Genomic DNA, 23,110 nt, shown 5'->3' on the forward strand with positions numbered 1-23,110 from the left:
TAGGCTATATGATGAATTTAAAAGACAAGGAGTACGCATTCCTTGTCTTTTTTCTAGATTGGGTAGCATCTGTAATAATTTTTCTTAAAAGTATTGACTTGTTTGAAAGAAATGATAAAGTTATTTCATTATACTTTTTAAAAAAATTATAGAAATCGAATTATCAAAGAATTTGAGCTTTATCGGTTCACCATTTAAAATAATTTATAAATAAGTCGATCGATGATTTAGTAGACAATTTGTGCGCAGCAACAAGAGACTGAATGGTAGCTGGAAGTTCAGGCAGCAAATTGGATGAAGTACGTCATCAGTTTTGATCGGTTCGTAATCAAGTGGATGTTTTGTTTAATCAGAGCATTAAAATGGGTGGTAACGCGGAGAAAACCTTCGTCCCTTTATTGGGGCGGGGGTTTTCTCTTTTTTATACAGAAAAGGAGATTTTATTATGCAAATGATTAAACCAGTCATCACACCAAAGTTTTTGGAAGCTATTTTTATTACAATTGCGATCTTTTTACTGATAAGTATTAGCATCATTCAGTTTGGATCGGTTCCTCATATTCCAATTCTACTTTCGATATTATTGTTGTTTGGTTATGGCTTAATAAAAGATGTATCTTACCAAAAACTTGAAAAAGGCTTGGTAGAAGGTGCAGGCGCAGGCATGAGTGCTGTATTTTTGTTTTTCTTTATCGGCATGCTCATTAGTAGTTGGATGATTAGCGGGACCATTCCGACAATGATTTATGCTGGATTTTCAATAATTTCAATGACATTCTTTTTTGCCATTGTTTTTATTGTTACTTCGTTAATTGGTTTATCGGTCGGCAGTTCGCTAACAACGGTTGCGACGATTGGTGTGGCATTTATAGGTATGGCAACGGCAATGGACTTATCGCTTGCAGTGACGGCGGGTGCTATCGTCTCAGGCGCATTTTTTGGTGATAAAATGTCGCCGTTGTCAGATACAACAAATTTATCATCTGCTATCGTAGGTGTCGATTTGTTTGAGCATATTCGCAATATGGGTTGGACCACGATTCCAGCTTTTCTGCTCACATTGGTTTTTTTCCTCATTGTTTCTCCACGGGCTACAGAGGGGACGATACAAGATGTCAGTGAATTTAAGGAAGGTCTTTTAGCTACAGGGATGATTCATTGGTATACGTTGATTCCGCTAATTGTTTTGATCGTCTTAACATTTATAAAGGTACCAGCATTGATGACGCTAGCGATTAGCTCAATTTCGGCTATTGTGATTTCTTTTCTGCACCAAGTATCCACAGCTTCTGAGATTTTCAATGTGCTATTTAGCGGATATGTGTCATCTACCGGCATTGCAGAGATTGATAGTTTGTTATCACGAGGTGGCATGGAACGTATGATGTTTACAGTGGCACTCGTACTTTTAGCATTAAGCATGGGTGGCTTGTTATTCACGTTAGGGATTGTACAGTGTCTATTAGCTAAAATTGAAAGCTTGTTGAACAAAGTGTCTTCTGTTATTGCCGCATCTGCTTTGACAGCAATCGGTATCAATATTTTAATCGGAGAACAATACTTATCAATTTTGTTAACGGGTCAAGCATTTAAAGAACCGTACGATAAAGTGGGACTTGCCGGTAAAAACTTGAGCCGTGTTATGGAAGACGCAGGAACAGTTGTTAATCCGCTCGTGCCATGGAGTGTTTGTGGAATTTTCATAACAGGTGTTATCGGCGTTCCCACACTCGAATACTTGCCATTTGCCGTCTTTTGTCTGTTGTCTCCAGTATTGACCGTAGTATTTGGATTTACAGGAAAAACATTAACTTTTAAATAAACAATAAGTAAGAATAGACGAAACCGGTGATGCTACATATCATCGGTTTTCTTCACTTAGCAGGAAAAGGGATGTTAAAGTCGAATAGTACTATAGAGAGCGTTTTGTTACTAAGCCGCGGAAAATAGTCGAAGGGGTGGAGAAAATGTATAAAAAGATTTTAGTCGCCGTAGATGGTTCCGAAAATTCGAAGCGAGCAGGCAAACACGCTGCACAGCTAGCCACCATGAGTAAAGATACAGAAGTGACGGTTGTCTATGTTTCTGATTTTGACGAAGACAGTCAAGAGAAAGTGCATGATGGAGGTCAACTTGAATTTGAGTTGTCACGAAAGAAAAAGGTTCAATCAATTAGAGAGCAGCTTGAATTAAATGAAACGTTTTATAAAATCGAAGTGATGCATGGTCGTCCGGCACCGGTCATTATTGAAATGGCAAACGATGGCGGATTTGATTTAGTCGTTATTGGGAGCCGTGGATTAAATCCCGTTTCAAAAATATTACTTGGTGGAGTTAGTCAAAAAGTTGTTAATCATTCAAATTGTCCGGTGCTAGTTGTAAAATAATGTCTGCTTACCGCTTTGGAATTCTGGTATAATGATTAAAAAAGAGCGGTCTTATTGTCATGTGATATATGGGTAGACCAAGTGGAGGAGAACATGAAAGCATTACCAAATTGTCCTAAATGTAATTCGGAATATACTTATGAAGATGGTAGTCTGTTGGTTTGTCCTGAATGTGCGCATGAATGGAGTCTTATTGCTGACGCAGAACAAGCTGAAGAAGAAAAAGTCGTGAAAGATGCAAATGGATCAATTTTAAAAGATGGCGATGCAGTTACAGTTATTAAAGATTTGAAAGTTAAAGGTAGCTCATCAACGTTGAAAATCGGCACAAAAGTAAAAAGCATCCGACTAGTCGAAGGCGATCATGATATTGACTGCAAAATCGATGGCTTTGGTCCAATGAAACTGAAATCAGAATTTGTGAAAAAAGCATAAAACGAAAAGGGTGTTGGAATAAGTTTATTCCAACACCCTTTGTTTTTGAATAATTGTTGTGTGATTTGCCATCACGTTTATCAAATACATATCTATTAAACGCCTCGTTTATTGCCCCATACTAACGTATGCAATTGTGGCAGCACTTTCGCATCATTCATGATAGGGGACTTCACATGATAATCGATTAATTGTTCATAGCGCTCGAGTAAGTTTGATACAAGCTGAGCATCATCTGTCGTAATTGTATCTTCATTGCCCGTTTGTAAAAAGAACGGGACATTCGGATAGCGCTGATGAAGGTTTTCGGCATAGGCGAAATCATCTTGGTCAAAAACAACCACTTTTAAACTGACATTAGCTGTTTGCAATTTCTCCAAAAACAAATCTAGTTTCGCAAAATCGGTCTTCATGCCTGAACTAGGTGGTTTTGGTGACAAGGTAATGTCGTCGATTGCTGGCATCCATTCTTGCCAAATAGAGGCTTGCGTTTCTACTGCTACTTTCCAACCTTGTTGATGACAAAGTTCTACTAGTTCGCCAATCCCTTTGTGTAGTGCAGGGTTCCCGCCTGAAATGGTGACATGTGAAAAATTTTCGCCACCAGTTTGGATCAACTCTTCGACAATATCAGCTGGTTGTTTCGAAACGCTAGTCCCTGTGCCGTCCCAAGTGAATTTGGAATCACACCAAGAACAAGAATAATCACAGCCCGCTGTGCGGACAAACATCGTTTTTTGACCCATTACCATGCCTTCTCCTTGAACAGTTGGACCGAATATTTCCATTACAGGAATTTTCATAACAAATCCTCCTGACGTGGTCGGTATACGACGTAGCTTGTCGGTGTCTCGCGAACAATGACTTGCAGACAATTTGGTCGATTGATTGTTGCTTGAAGCATTGTTTGAATCGATTGCCATACTTGTTGAGCAAGAAGTTCGGTTGTCGGAAATTTGTTTGCAAATTCAGGATGATCATTTAAAACACTATGGTCGTATTTTTTATGGATCAACTCTTTCAGTAATTTAAAATCAATTAGAAAACCGATGGAATCGAGCTGATTGCCCCCGATTGTAATATTGAGGTGGTAGGTATGCCCATGCATCACTTTACATTTTCCGGCATCTTCACTTGGGATGAAATGAGCGGCAGAAAAATGCATGTCTTTATTGAGTTCAAATTGATAATTATGAGAAACCGTCGGATAAAATTGCTGCATCATGTGTTTGCACCTGCCATTTTTTTCGCTTGATAGCGTGCGAGGCCATCAGTGCGTAATTGGCAAGCTGGACATTCACCGCAGCCGGTGCTCGGAATGCCGTTATAACATGTTAATGTTTTTTCTTGAACAAAATCAAGTGCTCCAAGTGTATCGGAAAGTTCCCATACATCTGCTTTGTCGAGCCACATCAATGGGGTGTGAATGATAAATTGTTTATCCATCGCCAGGTTTAATGTGACATTCAATGACCGGATAAAGGTATCGCGGCAATCGGGATAGCCACTAAAATCGGTCTGACTAACACCTGTGATTAAATGTCGCGAACCAATGGCATCTGCATAAACTGCTGCAAAAGATAAAAATAAGAGATTTCGACCTGGTACAAATGTCGAAGGAAGTTCACCTTCCTCTGCTGTTACTTCGATGTCATCTCGCGTCAGCGCATTTGCTGAAAGTTGATTGATCAACGTCATGTCCAACACTTTAAAAAGTACGCCAAGTTCATCGGCGATTTTTCGAGCACATTCAATTTCAGCAGAATGGCGCTGGCCATAATCGAAAGTTACTGTTGCAACTTCTTTAAAGTTCTTAATCGCCCAAAATAGGCAAGTGGTACTGTCTTGGCCACCGCTAAAAACGACAACCGCTTTTTCGTTCTTCATCTGATACACTCCTTAGTTTTTTAGAGAGGGAGTTTGCGAACCTCTTTAACGAACAGCATTAATAATAACATATCCACCTATAAAAAGAAGGCTTCAAATATCGTCTTTAAGTAGGTATATAATTTCTTGAAAGAGGGTATATTTATATAACAACGAAAGGGGAGGTCCGAGATGAAAGCAATTGTTATTGATAACTACGGCGGTAGAGAGCAATTAGTTGAACGAGAAATTGAAACGCCATCGATTACGGATGATCAAGTGCTTGTTGAAGTTCATGCAACTTCAGTCAATCAAATTGATTGGAAACTACGTGAAGGTTATTTAAAAGAAATGCTACCTTGGGAATTTCCGATTATTTTAGGGTGGGATGTAGCAGGTGTAGTAGCTGAAGTTGGAGCTAACGTTAAACATTTTCAAGTGGGAAATCGTGTCTTTGCAAGACCGGCGACAACAAGACAAGGGACTTATGCAGAGTTTGTCCCAGTAGAAGCAGACTTACTTGCGCATATGCCTGAAAGCATGTCATTTGAAGAAGGTGCGGCTATTCCATTAGCTGGACTAACTGCCTATCAATGTATTGTTGGCTTTGCGAATGTGAAAAAAGGAGAAAAAGTCCTAATTCATGCAGGAGCTGGTGGAGTGGGAACGATGGCTATTCAAATAGCCAATAGCATCGGGGCGTACGTAGCTACGACTGCGAGTGATATCAATGACGAATTGGTTAAATCTTTAGGAGCAAACCGTGTGATTAACTATAGTGAAGAAGATTTTAGTGAATTGCTGGAGAATTTTGATGCCGTTTTAGATACTATGGGCGGTGAAGTATTGGAGAAAAGTTTTAAAGTGTTGAAAAAAGGCGGTAAGCTAATTTCCATTGCAGGACAACCTTCTCCTGAACAAGCGAAAGAGCATGAAGTAAACGCAACAAGTTATTGGTTAGAGCCAAATGGTGCGCAATTGCATCAACTGGCTAACCTTTTCATATCTGGCGAATTAAAACCAACAATTGGTCATGTTTTTGATTTCTCGGAGCAAGGGGTTAGAAACGCTCATGAATTGAGTGAGACTCACCATGCCCGCGGGAAAATTATCATCAAACTAAAATCATAAAATAAAAAAATCCTTTCACATTAGCGAAAGGATTTTTCAATGGCGTTTAAAAATTTTCAGGTTTTCCAGCTTTGTCTGCTGAGTAATATTCAGTAGGTGCATCGTCTTGAGCTTCTTCTGTACGGACGACCAAAACGTCGCATTTGGCAGAACGGACAATATGTTCAGATACACTGCCGATTAGGAAGCGCTCAACTGCATTCAATCCAGTCGCACCACAAATAATTAAGTCAGCCTCAACTTTTTGAGCTAAGTCTCTAGAAATCATGGATTTTGGAGACCCGTAATCGACGACAATATTCACTTTTTCAACACCACCGGCTAACGCTTCTTTTTTATACTCTTCCAATAAATCCTCAGCGAACTTTTGCGCACGGTCAGCAATGGATCGGTCATAAGCCTCAATTGCAGCAAACGAACGCGTATCGATTACATTTACTAAGTTTAATGTGGCGTTGTTTCGTTCCGCAATACCCACTGATTTTTTAAATGCCCACTCTGCTTCTTTAGAACCGTCTACCGCTACAAGAATTTGACTGTATTTTAATGTCATCCTACATTCCTCCTTCATCTGTCTATAGATACTCATTCGCTATAAAAAGAAGAGTTCCTGCTAAATTGAAGTTAATTTGCTGAATTTTTTGTTTAATTTACGAAAAAGGGTTCTTATTATTAAAAAAGCGACATCGGAAAAATTCCGATGTCGCTTTTAAGTTTAGTTATTAATAATTTGAAGTTCTTTTGGATATTTAGTTAACACTTCATAGCCGTCAGCTGTTACAGCTACATCGTCTTCAATGCGAACACCAACTTTTCCTGGAACGTAAATACCCGGCTCTAATGTGAAGACCATACCTTTTTCCATCTTCATCGTGTTTTGTCCGTGAATCGAAGGGAATTCATGAACATCAATTCCAAGACCGTGTCCTAGGCGGTGAGTGAAATAATCACCATATCCAGCATCTGCAATCACTTGGCGTGAAATCTGGTCTAGTTCAGCTGCTGTTACGCCTGGTTTAACCGCTTCAAGAGCTGCCATTTCAGAACGATATACAACATCATATACTTCTTTTTGTTCTTCATTCGGTTCACCAAGTGCTAATGTACGAGTGATATCTGAGCAATAGCCTTTATGAACAACACCAAGATCAAACAAAACTAAATCGCCTTGTTTAAGTTTGTATTGGCCAGTTTTGCCATGTGGTGAAGCTGCGCGATCACCAGTTAAAACAGTAGTATCAAATGACATATGCGTAACTCCACGTTTTTTCAATGCCAATTCGATTTCTGTCATAACTTCAATTTCAGTAATGCCTTCTTTAATCGTTCGAGCAGCTACTTCAATTGCATAGTCAGCTAATGCAGCTGCTTCTCGCAATATTTGTAGTTCCGCATCGTCTTTTATGACGCGCATGGCATTTAGTTGCTTATCCAATTGAGCGATTGAGAGGGAGCTGAAAAATGACAGAAGTGCTTCGTAACGCTCAACAGTCATATGCGCTTTTTCAACAGCCATCGTTTTCAAATCAATCCCACGTGATTGAGCTGTTTTATACAAAATCTCCATCGAATTTTGCGTATCTTCGTGACCAACGATTTCACCAGTCCACCCTGCATTTTTAGCATCTGGAATTTCCATTTTCGGACAAATCAGAAATGGTTCAGCTTCAGCGAACACCATAACACCTAATAAGCGTTCATGTGGATTGCTCTTGAAACCGCTAACGTAAAAAACATTATAAGGATCTGTAATAAACGCCGCATCAACCGATTGTTCTTTTAAATAGTTTTGCAATTGCTTAATTTTGTTCATATGTATATTCCTCCTCTACATGTGTAGCATATCAAAAGTCAGGGTATAATACAGCTATGAAAGCTGGAAATACGATTTTCAAAACTTATTGGAGGGATATTATGCACATTTCATATCATGGTCATTCTGTCGTCAAAATTAAAACAGGGGAGTTTACGATTTTAATTGATCCATTTATTAGCGGCAACAAACTTACAGATTTGCAGGTTGCAAACGAAAAGCCAAATGCCATTCTATTGACGCATGCTCATAATGATCATGTCGGTGATACAGTTGAGCTGGCGAAAAACAATAATGCACAAGTAGTAGCGCCGGTTGAACTAGCTAATTATTTAAGTAGTCAAGGCGTAGATGCGGTCGGTATGAATTTAGGTGGTGCGCATAAGTTCGACTTTGGAGTTGTGAAGTTTACGAAAGCTTTCCATAGCTCATCTTTTACAACTGATGAAGGAGAAGTCGTTTATGGAGGGATGCCTGCTGGAATTTTGTTCCAAGCAGAAGGCAAAACGATTTATCATGCAGGCGATACAGAAGTATTTGGAGACATGAAGATTTTGGGGGAACAAAATGATATTGATATGGCATTTGTGCCAATTGGTGATTATTTCACAATGGGACCAAAAGACGCAGCGTATGCGGTGGGATTATTAAAACCAAAAATGGTGGTGCCAATTCATTACAATACATTCCCTCCTATTGAACAAGATCCTGAGCATTTCAAATTGTTAGTAAAAGATGTTCAAGTGAACATTTTACAACCAGGAGAAAGTGTGGAATTAGAGTCTGAACCTTCGAACTGATAACCAAAATGTAGGAATAATATATAGCGGCACAGTCCCACGAAAAGCGATGGCTTTTCGTGGGTTTTTATGTATTCTCTTATGCCTGTCGAGACTAGACAGCCCTCTCAACTTTTCGTAAGTTATGCTACACTAGAGGATATAGGAACGTAGAAAGAATGGGTGAAATCATGGCGACTAAACATGAACAAATATTAGCGTATATTGAGACTTTAGCCGTAGGTGAGAAAATTTCAGTGCGGCGTATTGCAAAGGATTTGCAAGTAAGCGAAGGAACGGCTTACCGAGCGATAAAAGAAGCGGAAACAAAGCGATTGGTTTCGACCATAGAACGCGTTGGGACCATTCGAATCGAACGTAAAAAGAAGGAAAATATTGAGCGACTTACATATGCTGAAATTGTAAATATTGTCGATGGACAAGTACTAGGCGGTAGAGCGGGATTGCACAAATCATTGAACAAATTTGTGATTGGGGCAATGCAGCTAGAAGACATGATGCGTTATACGGAAGCGGGCAATTTATTGATTGTTGGTAACCGGTACAAAGCGCATGAGTATGCACTTCGCGCGGGTGCAGCAGTACTCGTTACAGGTGGGTTTGAAGCAGCTGATCAAGTAAAAAAATTGGCGGATGAATTTGAATTGCCTGTCATTTCAACTAGCTATGATACGTTTACAGTAGCAACGATGATTAACCGAGCAATTTACGATCAATTGATCAAAAAAGAGATTTTATTAATTGAAGATATCTTAATTCCGTTAGAGGTAACGGCACATTTGAATCTTAAAGAGCCAATTAGCCGCTACCATGGGCTAAATGAAGAAACAACTCATGGCGGATTTCCAGTAGTTGATCATACGAACAAGCTAGTCGGTATTATTACATCGCGGGATGTAATTGGGCATTCAGCTAAAGAATTAGTGGAAAAAGTGATGACCAAAGATCCGATAACCGTTTCCATGCAAACAAGCGTTGCCGCTGCAGGACATCGTATGATTTGGGAAGGCATTGATTTACTGCCGGTCGCAGATGATCATGGCAAGCTAAAAGGTGTCATTAGTCGACAGGACGTATTAAAAGCGATTCAAACAGCACAGCGTCAACCACAACAAGGCGAAACTATTGATGACATTATCAAGAGCCAACTACATCAGCAAATAAGCGATAAATTGATTTTGGAGTTCCGTGTTACACCTCAAATGACCAATGCATACGGTTCAATCTCTCATGCTGCGTATACGATGATTTTGACGGAAGCGGCGTCGGCGATTTTGAAAACAAAAAACCGTAAAGACAGCGTACTAGAAAACGCATCAATTTACTTTTTAAAGCCTGTTCAACTAGATGCACTTGTCTTGGTGCGACCGCAAATTTTGGATATTAGTCGAAAGTCGGCAAAAGTGGATGTTGAAGTATCATTAGAAAACGAAATTGTGGGCAAAGCCATGTTAACCTTCCAATTATTGGATCGCTAATACAGAAATTACGATGTGAAAAAGGCAGCAGGATCACTCTTTAAATGAGTGTGCCTGCTGCCTGAAATTCTAAAACTGCTTAAGGGTTTAAATCTGCTTCTTCTTCAAGAAATACATGGTAATGTTTTGATGCTTTGAAATTGTAATAAATCAAAGCCAAACCAAGAATGATAAAGACGCTTGAAATGATATACGTAAGTATCGACTGAAAAACAAATAGTTGATTAATGCCGAAAAACGTAACGAAACTACCTAACGCCATTGAAGCGCGTGCAGAATACCATTTTTTTCGAATAGGCAAAACTGTTCGTGTACGAAATTGCTTTGTTTTGTTATAAAAATAAACAACAAATGATAAAATAATTAAAATTACAAAAATTAACATAAGGACCTCCTGAATTCAAAACTCATACCTCATTGTACTGAGAATTGAACAAAATTGCGAATGGATTTCCTTATAAATGGAGGAACTTAAAAATGAACAGCCAAATCATCGACACAATTAAACAATATACGACCATTATTATTCATCGTCATGTTCGACCAGACCCAGATGCGTACGGATCTCAGCTTGGTTTGAAATATTTGTTAGAACAAAACTATCCAGACAAGCGCATTTTAGCAGCTGGAACACATGAATACACAATGGATTTCCTTGATTTTCCAGATGTTGTTGCAGATGAAGATTTTGAAGGGGCTTTAATCATCGTAACGGACACTGCAAATACTGACCGTGTTGACGATCAGCGGTATAAAACGGGCGCCAAGCTTATCAAAATTGACCATCATCCAAATGACGATGCTTATGGTGACATTGTACATGTTGACACGACAGCTAGTTCTGCTTCTGAAATTATTTACGAACTTTATGAATATGGTCACCAAAATGAAAATTGGACGATGAGTGCGAAAGCTGCACGCTTGTTGTACGCAGGGATTATTGGAGACACGGGTCGATTTTTATTTCCGAGCACAACCCAAAGGACTTTTGCAGTTGCAGGAGAATTGATCAAATATGACTTTAATCGAAACGCGTTACATAACGGAATGTACGAGATGGACCGAAAATTATTGCATCTGCAAGGATATATGTACCAAAATTTCAAAATGGACGAAAATGGTGCAGCACATGTGAAAATTACAAAAGACATTTTAAAAGAATTTAATGTGACGGCATCGGATACTTCATTACTAGTCGGCTCACTCGGCAATGTAAAAGGGATGAAAGCTTGGGTTATCTTAATTGAAGAAGAAAAAGAAATACGTGTTCGATTGCGTTCAAAAGGGCCTATTATCAATACATTAGCAAAAGAATTCGGTGGCGGCGGTCATCCAATGGCTTCTGGTGCTACAGCTTATTCATGGGAAGAAGCTGATCGTGTAATCGAGCGCCTAGCAGAAATTTGTGCAGCTGCAAACTAAGGAGGAGAGACTAATGTCAATGGTTTATCCGCATATAAGCACATCGGCTGATTTGCTGAAGAGCACGGTGCGCCTTGACGAACTTTTCCCGTTTTTAAAGGAACAAGGAGCTACTTCAGTCGCAATCGTCAATACAAAATTATATGGCATTCTTCCGTTTTGGGAGGCATGCCGCCGCGCCGACATCCATGGGGTGATCGGCCTTTCGGTTTTTATCGAGTATGAAGAGCAGCATTTTCCGGTTGTGTTATATGCTCAAACAAACAAAGGGTATGACAATTTGTTGAAAATTTCGAGCGCATTATCTACTCGAGATAAAGAAGCAATTCCTGAGCAATGGCTAAAAGCGTATAGAGAAGGTTTAATATGTATAATTCCAAACAAAGCAGAATGGCTCATGACCGATCGCAGTTTAGTTGTAGAGTACATAAAGAATTTATTTGGCAAAGCAGCGTTTGGCAGCGTTGAACGTCCGGGCGGCGTAGTGTCTCCATACGAATCCGCATTTATTGAGCTTTGTGAAAAAATCGAAATTCCAATCATTGCTTCACATGAAATCCGCTATATGCATCAACAAGATGCTTTTGCTTATGAAGTTGCATCGGCGATTGGTCAAGGTGTCAAAATGAATGATCCAGAAAGACAGAAACCGGAACATACGAATGCTTACGTTCCGAGTCAACAAGAGTTTTTGTCTTGGTTTGAAGATCGAAACGAATGGATTCAACAAACCGCAGACGTGTTAAAAAGCTGTGGAGTAACTATACCAATGAATCGGCAGTTGTTACCGGTCTATCCGTTATCAGAACAAATGGATAAAGCAACTTATATTGCGCAATTATGTAAAGTGGGACTTGAAGAACGAGTACCAGACTTTTCAAAAAAATATCAAGAGCGGCTAAATTACGAATTATCGATTATCGCGAAAATGGGTTTTATCGATTATTTCTTAATTGTTGCGGATTTTATGAAATACGCCAAAGATCAAGACATCATGACAGGCCCTGGACGGGGATCGTCAGCGAGTTCGCTTGTTGCTTATTCATTGAAAATTACAGATGTCGATCCTATCGAACATGGTTTGCTGTTTGAGCGTTTCTTGAATCCAGAGCGTATTACGCTGCCGGATATCGATATCGATTTTGCTGATCATAGACGCCATGAAGTAGTAGAGTATGTGGCACAAAAATACGGAGCTGTTCGAACCGCACAAATCATAACATTTGGAACATTATCTGCAAAAGCAGTTGCACGAGATACTGCGCGTGTATTTGGTTTTGAAGCAGAAGAACTTGAAGCTATTTCAAAACTAATTTCAAATCGTCCCGGCACAACTTTGCGTTCAGCTTTAAAAGAGTCTACAAAGTTTAATGACTGGATCATCGAACGTGAGGAACGCAAATCTTGGTTTAAGACCGCGTTAAAATTAGAAGGTTTACCACGACACGCTTCTACCCACGCAGCAGGTGTAATTTTAAGTCCAACCCCACTAGTCAATCATGTGCCAATTGAAAAAGGACATGAAGGCATTTATTTGACACAATGGCCAATGCAGGAACTCGAAGCGATTGGCTTATTGAAGATGGATTTTCTGGGACTTCGCAATTTAACAATTTTAGAACAAATTCGCAGTTTGATTTATTGGGATACGAAAAAGAGGTTCCACTACAGCAGCATTCCGCTAGAAGATGCAAAAACCTTTAAATTACTGGCAACAGGAGACACAACTGGTGTTTTTCAGCTGGAATCCGATGGCATGCGTCATGCGCTTCAACAAATCCAGCCGACAGCATTTGGCGATATTGTTGCAGTTAACGCGTTATACCGACCAGGTCCAATGGAATTTATCCCTTTGTATGCAAGACGAAAACACGGTCAAGAAACGGTGAAATACGTTCATCCGATTTTAGAACCGATTTTACGTGAAACTTACGGTGTTATTGTTTATCAAGAGCAAATTATGCATATTGCCGCGAAAATGGCAGGATTTTCTCTTGGTGAAGCTGACTTATTACGTCGCGCTGTCAGCAAGAAAAAACGTGAAATTTTGGATGAAGAACGCGAACATTTTGTGCAAGGTGCGAAAGCAAAAGGGTTTACTGAAGCAGAAGCAGCCGAAGTTTATGATTTAATCGTTCGTTTTGCCGATTATGGATTTCCGAAAAGTCATGCGGTAGCTTATAGCATGATTTCCTACCAATTGAGTTATATGAAAGCCCATTATCCCGTTTATTTTTATACAAGTTTATTGACAAATAGTGCTGGTAATGCCGAAAAAACAAAGCAATTGATGCAGGAAATCAAGGAAAAGAAAATTCCTTTACTTCCTCCATCTGTGCAAAAAAGTCGTCACACGTTTTCAGTAGAAGACGGTCAAATTCGATTCGGATTAAATGCCGTGAAAGGTGTTCCGGGTTCAACCATCAAAGCTTTGCTTACCGCTCGTGAAGAAGGTCCATTTAAAAGTTTGTTTAATATTGCTGAACGAATATCGGCTTTGCATTTTAACCGGAAATCGTTTGAACCTCTTATAAAAGCAGGTGCTCTTGATGAATTTGGGCATGATCGTGGTGTTGTTTTGGCATCATTAGATAGCGCCATTAAACACGCTGAGCTGGTAAAACCAAATGACGAGCCAGGCTTGTTTGATGACATGGGAGCGAGCTTTATGAAACCCAAATATACAAAAGCTTCAGAGATGCCCGAAAGTTTGAAGCTTGAATTTGAAAAAGAAGTGCTGGGTTTTTATTTGTCTAAACATCCGATTGAACGAGAAAAAGAAAATCGACAAAAATCATATGATGCACTTAAATCATTAAAGTCGAAACGTGATAGAGAACTGGTAAAGGTATTAGGGGTGATAGAGGATATAAAACGAATTCGTACAAAAAAAGGAGATGCTATGGCATTTCTAACCTTAATGGATGAAACAGGTCCAGCTTCTGTTACGTTGTTTCCGGTGGAATACGCAAAATTCAACTTACTTTTGGAACCTCATGCGACACTTGAAATTCAAGGATTAGTTGAAAATCGAAATCACAAAACCGCAATTATTTGCAAAAATATAGAAACCTGACTGCTTTTCGAAAAGAAAAGCAGTTTTTTCTTTACGTAGCATGGTTTTTTTTGTATTGTAGAGGATATGAGTGGTCAGACCACTTTCAAAAAAATGGGAACTGAGGAACTATCATGAATCAATCTAAACGGTATTTGGATATAGTACGAGACATTCGTGATATGATCCGGCAAGAAAAAATCAAACCGGGGGACCGCATTCCATCTGAAAGGGAATTGGCTGAAAGGATGCAAGTGGGTCGCTCAACCTTACGTGAAGCACTACGCAGTCTTGAACTATTGGGATTAATTGAAACCCGTAGAGGAGAAGGTACCTTTTTGTCTGATTATAGAAACCATAAATTGGTTGAAGTCTTGTCCACGTTTATCTTACAGGACAATCGTTCGCATGAAGATGTATGGGAAACACGTTTGCTTCATGAAGTCGCAGCTATTCAAGCAATTTGCAAAAGTGAAACGGAAAGCCAAATGAAAATTTGGGACAGCTTTCGCTTGCGATTAAAAGGCGAAAGTTTTCAACGTGAAGATTTTGTCCGAGAATTGATGGTCCTGTCTGGAAATCGACTGTCTTTAAAAATCTGGTTTTTACTAACACAATATAGCGGGAATCCATATGCTGGAAACGTTTCTTCTAAGGAAATTGACTTCATGAATAATATATTATTGGCAATTGAGCAACAAAACGCGGATACAGCCATTCAAGAGTTTAAGGCTTGGAGTGAATGGTTAAAAAAGGAGAGAATAAGCAATGGCAATAATACGTGATATTTTTAAACGCAATAAAGATACCAAAGAAGCAACAATGCCTTCAAAATCTGCAAAAGATGTACCAGAAGGATTGATGACGAAATGTCCTTCATGTAAAGAAATTACGTTAACAAAAGATTTAGAGAAAAACAAAAAAGTTTGTCCTAAATGCGATCATCATTTTAAAATGACGGCATATGAACGAATAAATATGTTAGTTGACGCTGGAAGTTTTGAATCGATGGATGATCATTTGAAATCAAAAAATCCACTTGGTTTTCCAGGCTATACAGAAAAAGTTCAAGCTGACAGCGAGAAAACGGGCTTGAACGAAGCTGTTTTAACCGGCTCTGGTAAATTACAAGGTCAAGACATTGTACTCGCAGTAATGGATTCGCATTTCAGAATGGGTTCTATGGGGTCTGTTGTAGGTGAAAAAATCACTCGCGCAATTGAAGTAGCAACAGATCGCAAGTTGCCATTTATCATTTTCACAGCAAGTGGCGGAGCTCGTATGCAAGAAGGTGTGTTGTCTTTAATGCAGATGGCGAAAACTAGTGTAGCGTTAAAGCGCCACAGCAATGAAGGTTTACTTTTTGTCTCTGTTTTAACGCATCCAACGACAGGCGGAGTGTCAGCAAGTTTTGCATCAGTTGGAGATATTAATATTGCGGAACCAAAAGCCTTAATCGGTTTTGCGGGACGTCGTGTTATTGAGCAAACCGTTCGAGAAAAACTACCTGAAGATTTCCAAACGGCTGAGTTTTTGTTGGCACACGGACAATTAGATGCAGTAGTTCATCGTGATTCGATGCAACAAACATTGGCGACCATTGTGCGCCTTCATACGAAAGGAGCTATCGCAAATGGTTAAGAAGAACGGAAAGAAAACTTTAGCATTTGAAGAGCCGCTTATCCAGTTGCGAGCGAAAATTTTAGAGCTAAAAGAATATACAAAAACTGCCGAAGTAGATTTAAGTTCGGAAATTTCATCTTTAGAGGAGCGTTTTTCTAAACTCGAAGAAGAAATTTATGAAAACATGAAGCCTTGGGACCGTGTTCAAGTCGCCCGTCATCCTGAACGACCAACAACGCTCGATTATATTCCAATGATCTTTGATGATTTTATTGAATTACACGGGGATCGTCTATACGGAGATGATGAAGCAATCGTTAGTGGCATTGCCTGTTTTAACGGACAACCCGTAACAATCATCGGACACCAGCGCGGCAAAGATACGAAAGAAAATGTTCGACGGAATTTTGGTATGCCTCATCCAGAAGGATACCGTAAAGCGTTACGTTTGATGAAACAAGCTGAAAAGTTCAAGCGTCCTATTATTTGTTTAATCGATACAAAAGGTGCGTATCCTGGGAAGGCAGCGGAAGAACGGGGTCAAAGTGAAGCCATTGCACGTAACTTGGTTGAAATGGCGGGACTTGAAGTGCCTGTTCTATCCATTGTTATTGGTGAAGGTGGAAGTGGTGGAGCACTAGCATTAGGTGTCGGAAATCAAATTTTAATGTTAGAAAACTCGACTTTCTCAGTGATTTCTCCAGAAGGAGCAGCTTCGATTCTGTGGAAAGATTCAGCTCTTGCTCAAACTGCAGCAGAAGCGATGAAAATTACAGCGCCTGACTTACTAGAAATGAAAATCATTGAACATATGATTCCTGAAGTGCGCGGAGGAGCGCATCACAACCCACAAAAACAAGCATCTATTATGTCAGAAGCAATTAGACGATCGTTAGAAGAATTGAATGGCATGTCGGGTGAAGAATTAATCGAACAGCGCTATAAAAAATTCAAATCAATTGGTGTCTTCAGCGAATGATGGAAAACCGCCTCGGCGGTTTTTTTGGTTGTCAAAATTATTATTACGTTAACAATTTCTTGAAATGAATGTAAAAATGAACCGAAATCTTAACATGCAAGAAAGCGATTCAAGACTGACAGCAAGGCTCTGGCATGGTAAGGTTAGAAGAGTAAATGGACTGCAGGAGGATAATGATTATGAAAAAAATTGGAGTATTAACAAGTGGAGGAGATTCGCCGGGGATGAATGCAGCTGTCCGTGCGGTTGTCCGTAAAGCAATTTATCATGGTGTTGAAGTTGCAGGCGTATATTCAGGTTACCAAGGGCTAATTGAGGGGAATATCAAAAATTTAGAAGCCGGCGATGTGGGCGATATCATTCAACGTGGGGGAACTAAATTATACTCAGCCCGTTGTGAAGAGTTTCGAACAGAAGCTGGTCAATTAAAAGCTATTGAACAAATGAAAAAAGAAGGCCTAGAAGGTTTAGTAGTTATTGGCGGAGATGGTTCATACCGTGGGGCAATGGCTTTGACTAAAAGAGGATTCCCTTGTGTTGGAGTTCCAGGAACGATCGACAACGACATTCCAGGAACAGACTACACCATCGGATTTGATACGGCATTAAATACAGTCATTGAAGCAATCGATAAAATCCGTGATACAGCAACAAGTCATGAACGGACATTTATTGTCGAAGTAATGGGACGTGATGCAGGCGACTTGGCTTTATGGGCAGGTCTTGCAGGTGGAGCCGAAACGATTTTGATTCCAGAAGAAAGCTATGACATTGGTGATATGATCGACCGTTTACAAAAAGGCCGAGACCGTGGTAAACGTCACAGTATCATTATCGTGGCAGAAGGCGTCATGGGTGGTAACGAACTAAAAGCACTTATTAAAGAAAAAGCTGATATTGAAACACGTGTTTCAGTACTGGGACATATTCAACGCGGAGGTTCTCCAACAGCACGAGATCGTGTGCTAGGAAGTTTGTTTGGTGCACGTGCAGTTGAAGTTCTTATTGAAGGTGTCGGAGGACGAGCTATTGGCATGAAGAATCATCAGGTGGTAGACTATGATATGACAGAAGCATTTACTGCAGAGCACAATGCTGACATGAGCTTATATACATTGTCCAAAGAATTAGCAATTTAAAACAACATAAATGGAGTGAGTTTATTGAGAAAAACGAAGATTGTTTGTACGATTGGTCCGGCAAGTGAATCACCTGAACTACTAGAACGCTTAATCGAAGCGGGAATGAACGTAGCTCGTTTAAACTTTTCGCACGGTAATCACGAAGAACACGCTTTACGTATTAAACGAATTCGCGAAGCAGCTGATAAAGCTGGTAAAATTGTTGGGATTTTGTTGGACACAAAAGGTCCTGAGATTCGTACACATCAGATGGAGAACGATTCAATTGAACTAGTAACAGGTCAGAAAATCGAAGTTTCTATGACTGAAGTGTTGGGGACTGCTGAGCGATTTTCAATTACTTACGACCAATTAATCGAAGATGTTAAGGCAGGATCAATCATTCTTTTGGATGATGGCTTGATCGAATTGCGTGTTGAAAGTCTCGATATGGAAAACGGCATGATCCATACATCAGTTCAAAATGCTGGAACATTAAAAAGTAAAAAAGGTGTTAACGTTCCAGGCGTTTCAGTTCAATTGCCTGGTATTACTGAAAAAGATGCACAAGATATCTTATTTGGCATTGAACAAAACGTTGATTTTGTTGCGGCTTCATTTGTTAGAAGAAGTTCAGATGTGATGGAAATCCGTGGCTTGCTTGAAAAAAACAACGGCTCGCATATTCAAATTATTCCGAAAATCGAAAACCAAGAAGGTGTCGACAATATTGATGAAATCATTATGGTTTCCGATGGCTTGATGGTGGCACGTGGAGATTTAGGCGTAGAAATTCCAGCAGAAGAAGTTCCGCTAGTTCAAAAATCATTGATCGAAAAATGCAATAGTGCAGGTAAACCGGTTATTACCGCTACGCAAATGTTAGATTCTATGCAGCGTAATCCGCGCCCGACACGCGCAGAAGCAAGTGACGTTGCTAACGCAATTTTTGATGGCACAGACGCTATTATGTTGTCAGGTGAAACGGCCGCGGGTATTTATCCTGTCGAATCAGTCGAAACGATGCACCGCATTGCCGAAACGACAGAATCTGCGTTAAATTATAAGCAAATTGTTTCAAATAGAAGAAAAGAAAAAGAGTCGAATATGACAGAAGCGATTGGTCAAGCTGTAGCTTATACGGCTTTGAACTTAAAGGTTCGTGCCATTATTGCACCAACTGAAAGTGGCACAACGGCGAAAATGATTTCTAAATATCGCCCTGGAGCACCAATCATCGCAGTAACTTCTTCAGAACGTCCAGCGCGCAAACTATCTTTAGTATGGGGCGTACAACCAATTATTGGTGCGTCAGTCCATTCGACAGATGAATTGCTCGAAAATGCGGTTGACGAAAGCTTGAAGCACGGCTATGTGAAACACGGCGATCTTGTCGTTATCACAGCAGGTGTCCCTGTAGGACAAGCGGGTACAACTAACTTAATGAAAGTTCATGTTATTGGCGATATCCTGGCTAAAGGTCAAGGAATTGGCAAAACAGTAGCATTCGCTGAAACTGTAGTTGTTCGCAATGCAGAAGAAGCTTTGGCAGTTGATACGGAAGGTAAAATCATTGTCACAATCGGAACAGATCGTGAAATGATGCCAGCCATCAACAAATGTGCTGGAATTATAACTGAAGAAGGTGGCTTAACGAGCCATGCGGCAGTAGTTGGATTGAGCCTTGGAATCCCGGTAATTGTTGGGGTGAAAGAAGCAACTTCACTTATTAAGAATACCTATGATATTACGATGGATGCAGAATCAGGCATTGTTTATCACGGCCATGCTAGTGTCCTATAATTCATAATAAGGAGGCAGGTCAACATGATGAAATGGATTTTCCTAGCCTTAATTATTGTTCCATCGCTTGAATTGGCTTTGCTAATTTGGGCAGGAGGCAAACTCGGATTTTTTGCGACGATGGCAATTATCGTGGCAACCGGTTTGCTGGGTGCTTTTCTTGCTAAAAAACAAGGTATTAAAGCCCTAAAAGATATCCAAACAGGAATGAATAGTTTTCAAGCTCCTGGAGATCAATTGTTGAATGCGGCATTTATTTTAGTTGGTGGTGTGCTATTGCTAACGCCTGGATTTATCTCGGATGCGATAGGGTTCACTATGCTATTTAGCCCCACTCAAAAAATATATAAGCCGTTTATTTATCGAATGATTCATAAAAAGATGAAAAACACCCGGGTTATCGTAGGGTAACTCAGGGTGTTTCCATCATTTTTTTTTAGTAATTTTAAATTCTATAAGCGTTTTCATTCACAAACTGTACAAAGTTGATTATAATAGCTTAGTAAGGTTAAAATAGAAGTTCATAAAAGCAGATGAGCCATCATTCTGCATTTTTTTTTGGAATGATGAACTATATTGAAGAAGGAGCGATTTAAATGACATCGTCAAAAGGTTTAGAAGGTGTAGTAGCAACACAATCCGCGATCAGTTCGATCATTGATGACACACTTACATATGTCGGCTATGATATCGATGATTTAGCCGTAAATGCCAGCTTTGAAGAAGTGATTTACCTGTTATGGCACCAACGTTTGCCAAAAGCAGCTGAATTAGCGGAATTGAAGCAACAATTGGCGGACAACATGGCCGTTCCACAAGCTGTGTTAGATCACTTTAAAACATACGACATCAAAAACGTGCACCCAATGGCGGCACTTCGCACAGCCGTATCAATGCTTGGCTTGTTTGACGAAGAAGCTGAAGTAATGGAACCGGAAGCAAATTACCGCAAAGCCATCAAAATTCAGGCAAAAATTTCAACTTTGGTAACGGCTTTCGGTCGCATTCGTAGCGGCAAAGAACCGGTTGCCCCGAAAACAGATTTAAGCTTTGCAGCAAACTTCTTGTACATGTTGTCTGGTGAAGTGCCAGCAGCCATCGAAGAAGAAGCGTTCAACAAAGCGTTAGTGCTTCACGCGGACCACGAATTAAACGCATCAACGTTCACGGCACGTGTAGCTGTCGCTACGTTGTCTGACGTTTATTCAGGTGTCACAGCAGCCATTGGCGCATTAAAAGGACCTCTTCACGGTGGAGCGAACGAACAAGTGATGAAGATGTTAACGGAAATCGGCTCGGTCGATAACGTGGAAAAAGTCATCAACGAAAAACTAGCGAACAAAGAAAAAATCATGGGCTTTGGCCACCGTGTATACCGTAAAGGCGATCCACGTGCGAAGCACTTACGTGACATGTCTCAAAAATTGACAAAAATTCGCGGCGAAGAAAAATGGTACGACATGTCGGTGAAAATCGATGAAATCGTTACGGGCCAGAAAAACTTGCCGCCAAATGTAGATTTTTACTCGGCATCGGTTTATCATAGCTTGAACATCGAACACGACTTGTTTACACCAATCTTTGCAGTTTCGCGTACATCAGGTTGGTTAGCTCATATCCTTGAGCAGTACTCAAACAACCGCTTGATCCGCCCACGTGCGGAATACATCGGACCGGGTATGCAAACTTACGTGCCAGTTGAAGAAAGATAAGAAATCTTCATCTATTTGTACGATAAAAAAATATAACTTATAGGGCTTGCACTGTGTGCAGCCCTATGACTTTGACTACAGGAGGAAATTTAATATGACTAACGGCGAAAAAATTTCAGTAGAAAACGGTGTTTTGAACGTACCTAACAATGCAGTTATTCCATATATTATTGGTGATGGAACTGGACCGGATATTTGGAACGCAGCTTCACGCGTTTTAGAAGAAGCAGTAACAAAAGCTTACAACGGCGAAAAATCAATTGTTTGGAAAGAAGTTTTAGCAGGACAAAAAGCATTTGACGAAACTGGCGAATGGCTTCCTGAAGAAACGTTAAATGTAATCCGTGAATACTTGATCGCAATCAAAGGTCCTTTGACAACGCCAATCGGTGGCGGTATCCGTTCATTGAACGTGGCACTACGTCAAGAATTAGATCTATACACTTGCTTGCGTCCAGTTCGCTATTTTGAAGGTGTACCTTCTCCAGTTAAGCGTCCTGAAGATACGGACATGGTTATTTTCCGTGAAAACACAGAAGATATCTACGCTGGTATTGAATACGCTAACGGTTCGGATGAAGTGAAAAAATTGATCGCTTTCCTACAAGACGAAATGGGCGTTAAAAACATCCGTTTCCCTGAGTCTTCAGGTATTGGTATCAAACCAATTTCAGAAGAAGGAACAAAACGTTTAGTTCGTGCTGCCATCAACTATGCAATCACTGAAGGCCGCGAATCATTAACACTTGTTCATAAAGGAAACATCATGAAGTTCACTGAAGGAGCTTTCAAAAACTGGGGCTATGAAGTGGCTGAGCAAGAATTCGGCGATAAAGTATTTACTTGGAACGAATACGATGCAATTAAAGATGAAAAAGGTACAGACGCTGCGAACAAAGCACAAGAAGAAGCTCTTGCTTCAGGAAAAATTCTTGTTAAAGATTCAATCGCTGATATCTTCTTACAACAAATCCTTACACGTCCAAGCGAGTTCGATGTTGTTGCAACAATGAACTTAAACGGAGATTACGTTTCTGATGCTTTGGCTGCTCAAGTAGGCGGAATTGGTATCGCTCCTGGAGCGAACATCAACTACGATACTGGACATGCGATTTTTGAAGCTACTCACGGAACAGCTCCTAAATATGCTGGTCTTGATAAAGTAAACCCATCATCTGTTATTCTTTCAGGCGTATTAATGCTTGAGCACTTAGGATGGGCTGAAGCTGCTAAAATGATCACAAACTCTATGGAGAAAACAATTGCTTCTAAAGTTGTAACTTACGACTTTGCACGTCTAATGGACGGCGCTACAGAAGTGAAATGCTCTGAGTTTGCTGACGAATTAATCAAAAACTTATAAGAGTAAAAACTAAAGAGGGGATTTTCCCCTCTTTTTTTGTATCTACTATTAAGATGTTTTGTGTTTTTATGTTATTTTAAACTAGAGAATCATAATGCAAATTCAATTTGCTATTATGATTA

The 23,110-nt window shown here is 40.0% G+C and carries 22 protein-coding genes and 1 riboswitch; of the genes, 16 read left to right on the forward strand and 6 right to left on the reverse strand.

Annotated elements, in window-relative coordinates:
- The first annotated feature begins 445 nt into the window (after nucleotides 1-445).
- The 3 genes from nhaC to BBI08_RS06505 all read left to right on the forward strand — a co-directional run bounded on the left by nhaC (nucleotide 446) and on the right by BBI08_RS06505 (nucleotide 2,822).
- Complete coding sequence (gene nhaC / locus BBI08_RS06495; protein ID WP_065527872.1) at nucleotides 446-1,822, forward strand: Na+/H+ antiporter NhaC; 1,377 nt, start codon at nucleotides 446-448, stop codon at nucleotides 1,820-1,822.
- 145 nt (nucleotides 1,823-1,967) lie between these two features.
- Complete coding sequence (locus tag BBI08_RS06500) at nucleotides 1,968-2,387, forward strand: universal stress protein (protein WP_008497182.1); 420 nt, start codon at nucleotides 1,968-1,970, stop codon at nucleotides 2,385-2,387.
- A gap of 93 nt (nucleotides 2,388-2,480) precedes the next feature.
- Nucleotides 2,481-2,822, forward strand: coding sequence for a zinc ribbon domain-containing protein YjdM (locus tag BBI08_RS06505; RefSeq protein WP_008497181.1), 342 nt, complete (start codon nucleotides 2,481-2,483; stop codon nucleotides 2,820-2,822).
- Between the two features lie 95 nt (nucleotides 2,823-2,917).
- On the opposite strand, the gene queE is transcribed toward BBI08_RS06505, so the two are convergent.
- The 3 genes from queE to queC are packed head-to-tail and all read right to left on the reverse strand — an operon-like array spanning nucleotide 2,918 to nucleotide 4,709.
- Nucleotides 2,918-3,625 (reverse strand): 7-carboxy-7-deazaguanine synthase QueE, encoded by a 708-nt coding sequence (gene queE / locus BBI08_RS06510; protein ID WP_008497180.1) that lies wholly within the window; start codon nucleotides 3,623-3,625, stop codon nucleotides 2,918-2,920.
- Nucleotides 3,622-4,047, reverse strand: coding sequence for a 6-carboxytetrahydropterin synthase QueD (gene queD / locus BBI08_RS06515; protein ID WP_008497179.1), 426 nt, complete (start codon nucleotides 4,045-4,047; stop codon nucleotides 3,622-3,624). Before queD ends, queE begins: the two co-directional genes overlap by 4 nt.
- Nucleotides 4,044-4,709, reverse strand: a complete 666-nt coding sequence (queC, locus tag BBI08_RS06520) for a 7-cyano-7-deazaguanine synthase QueC (RefSeq protein ID WP_008497178.1) — start codon at nucleotides 4,707-4,709, stop codon at nucleotides 4,044-4,046. Before queC ends, queD begins: the two co-directional genes overlap by 4 nt.
- 6 nt (nucleotides 4,710-4,715) lie before the next feature.
- A riboswitch (PreQ1 riboswitch) is annotated at nucleotides 4,716-4,759 on the reverse strand.
- Nucleotides 4,760-4,880: 121 nt separating this feature from the next.
- On the opposite strand from queC, the gene BBI08_RS06525 reads away from it, so the two are divergent.
- Complete coding sequence (locus BBI08_RS06525) at nucleotides 4,881-5,819, forward strand: NADP-dependent oxidoreductase (RefSeq protein ID WP_008497177.1); 939 nt, start codon at nucleotides 4,881-4,883, stop codon at nucleotides 5,817-5,819.
- Between the two features lie 46 nt (nucleotides 5,820-5,865).
- On the opposite strand, the gene BBI08_RS06530 is transcribed toward BBI08_RS06525, so the two are convergent.
- Nucleotides 5,866-6,372 carry a universal stress protein gene (locus tag BBI08_RS06530; protein WP_065526691.1) on the reverse strand — a complete coding sequence of 169 codons (507 nt, stop codon included), beginning with the start codon at nucleotides 6,370-6,372 and terminating at the stop codon, nucleotides 5,866-5,868.
- Between the two features lie 162 nt (nucleotides 6,373-6,534).
- Entirely contained in the window at nucleotides 6,535-7,632 is a 1,098-nt protein-coding gene (locus tag BBI08_RS06535; protein WP_008497176.1) for a M24 family metallopeptidase, read from the reverse strand.
- Between the two features lie 101 nt (nucleotides 7,633-7,733).
- On the opposite strand from BBI08_RS06535, the gene BBI08_RS06540 reads away from it, so the two are divergent.
- Nucleotides 7,734-8,432 (forward strand): metal-dependent hydrolase, encoded by a 699-nt coding sequence (locus BBI08_RS06540; RefSeq protein WP_040850683.1) that lies wholly within the window; start codon nucleotides 7,734-7,736, stop codon nucleotides 8,430-8,432.
- Nucleotides 8,433-8,602: 170 nt separating this feature from the next.
- A complete protein-coding gene (locus tag BBI08_RS06545; protein WP_065528539.1) occupies nucleotides 8,603-9,910 on the forward strand; it encodes a DRTGG domain-containing protein in 1,308 nt (435 codons plus the stop codon).
- Between the two features lie 79 nt (nucleotides 9,911-9,989).
- Here BBI08_RS06545 and BBI08_RS06550 read toward each other — a convergent pair whose 3' ends face one another.
- On the reverse strand, nucleotides 9,990-10,295 hold the full coding sequence (locus BBI08_RS06550) for a YtpI family protein (RefSeq protein WP_008497174.1): 306 nt from the start codon (nucleotides 10,293-10,295) through the stop codon (nucleotides 9,990-9,992).
- Between the two features lie 92 nt (nucleotides 10,296-10,387).
- On the opposite strand from BBI08_RS06550, the gene BBI08_RS06555 reads away from it, so the two are divergent.
- From BBI08_RS06555 to icd, 10 genes are all read left to right on the forward strand, one after another.
- On the forward strand, nucleotides 10,388-11,332 hold the full coding sequence (locus BBI08_RS06555; RefSeq protein WP_008497173.1) for a DHH family phosphoesterase: 945 nt from the start codon (nucleotides 10,388-10,390) through the stop codon (nucleotides 11,330-11,332).
- Between the two features lie 13 nt (nucleotides 11,333-11,345).
- A complete protein-coding gene (gene dnaE / locus BBI08_RS06560; RefSeq protein ID WP_008497172.1) occupies nucleotides 11,346-14,408 on the forward strand; it encodes a DNA polymerase III subunit alpha in 3,063 nt (1,020 codons plus the stop codon).
- Between the two features lie 113 nt (nucleotides 14,409-14,521).
- Nucleotides 14,522-15,172, forward strand: coding sequence for a FadR/GntR family transcriptional regulator (locus tag BBI08_RS06565; RefSeq protein WP_040850682.1), 651 nt, complete (start codon nucleotides 14,522-14,524; stop codon nucleotides 15,170-15,172).
- Nucleotides 15,156-16,028 (forward strand): acetyl-CoA carboxylase, carboxyltransferase subunit beta, encoded by an 873-nt coding sequence (accD, locus tag BBI08_RS06570; protein ID WP_008497170.1) that lies wholly within the window; start codon nucleotides 15,156-15,158, stop codon nucleotides 16,026-16,028. Before BBI08_RS06565 ends, accD begins: the two co-directional genes overlap by 17 nt.
- A complete protein-coding gene (gene accA / locus BBI08_RS06575) occupies nucleotides 16,021-16,989 on the forward strand; it encodes an acetyl-CoA carboxylase carboxyl transferase subunit alpha (protein ID WP_008497169.1) in 969 nt (322 codons plus the stop codon). The genes accD and accA overlap by 8 nt, the downstream gene beginning before the upstream one ends.
- Nucleotides 16,990-17,168: 179 nt before the next feature.
- Nucleotides 17,169-18,128 (forward strand): 6-phosphofructokinase, encoded by a 960-nt coding sequence (gene pfkA / locus BBI08_RS06580; RefSeq protein WP_065527873.1) that lies wholly within the window; start codon nucleotides 17,169-17,171, stop codon nucleotides 18,126-18,128.
- A 24-nt stretch (nucleotides 18,129-18,152) separates the two neighbouring features.
- The gene (gene pyk / locus BBI08_RS06585; protein WP_065527874.1) at nucleotides 18,153-19,913 is read left to right on the forward strand and encodes a pyruvate kinase; all 1,761 of its coding nucleotides are present in this window, start codon (nucleotides 18,153-18,155) and stop codon (nucleotides 19,911-19,913) included.
- 24 nt (nucleotides 19,914-19,937) lie between these two features.
- Nucleotides 19,938-20,324, forward strand: a complete 387-nt coding sequence (locus BBI08_RS06590) for an FxsA family protein (RefSeq protein WP_065527875.1) — start codon at nucleotides 19,938-19,940, stop codon at nucleotides 20,322-20,324.
- A 185-nt stretch (nucleotides 20,325-20,509) separates the two neighbouring features.
- Nucleotides 20,510-21,625 (forward strand): citrate synthase, encoded by a 1,116-nt coding sequence (gene citZ, locus BBI08_RS06595; RefSeq protein ID WP_065527876.1) that lies wholly within the window; start codon nucleotides 20,510-20,512, stop codon nucleotides 21,623-21,625.
- Nucleotides 21,626-21,719: 94 nt separating this feature from the next.
- Entirely contained in the window at nucleotides 21,720-22,988 is a 1,269-nt protein-coding gene (icd, locus tag BBI08_RS06600) for an NADP-dependent isocitrate dehydrogenase (RefSeq protein WP_008496460.1), read from the forward strand.
- Nucleotides 22,989-23,110: the final 122 nt, after the last annotated feature.

Origin of the sequence: Planococcus halocryophilus (assembly GCF_001687585.2) — a bacterium.
Lineage (GTDB): Bacteria > Bacillota > Bacilli > Bacillales_A > Planococcaceae > Planococcus > Planococcus halocryophilus.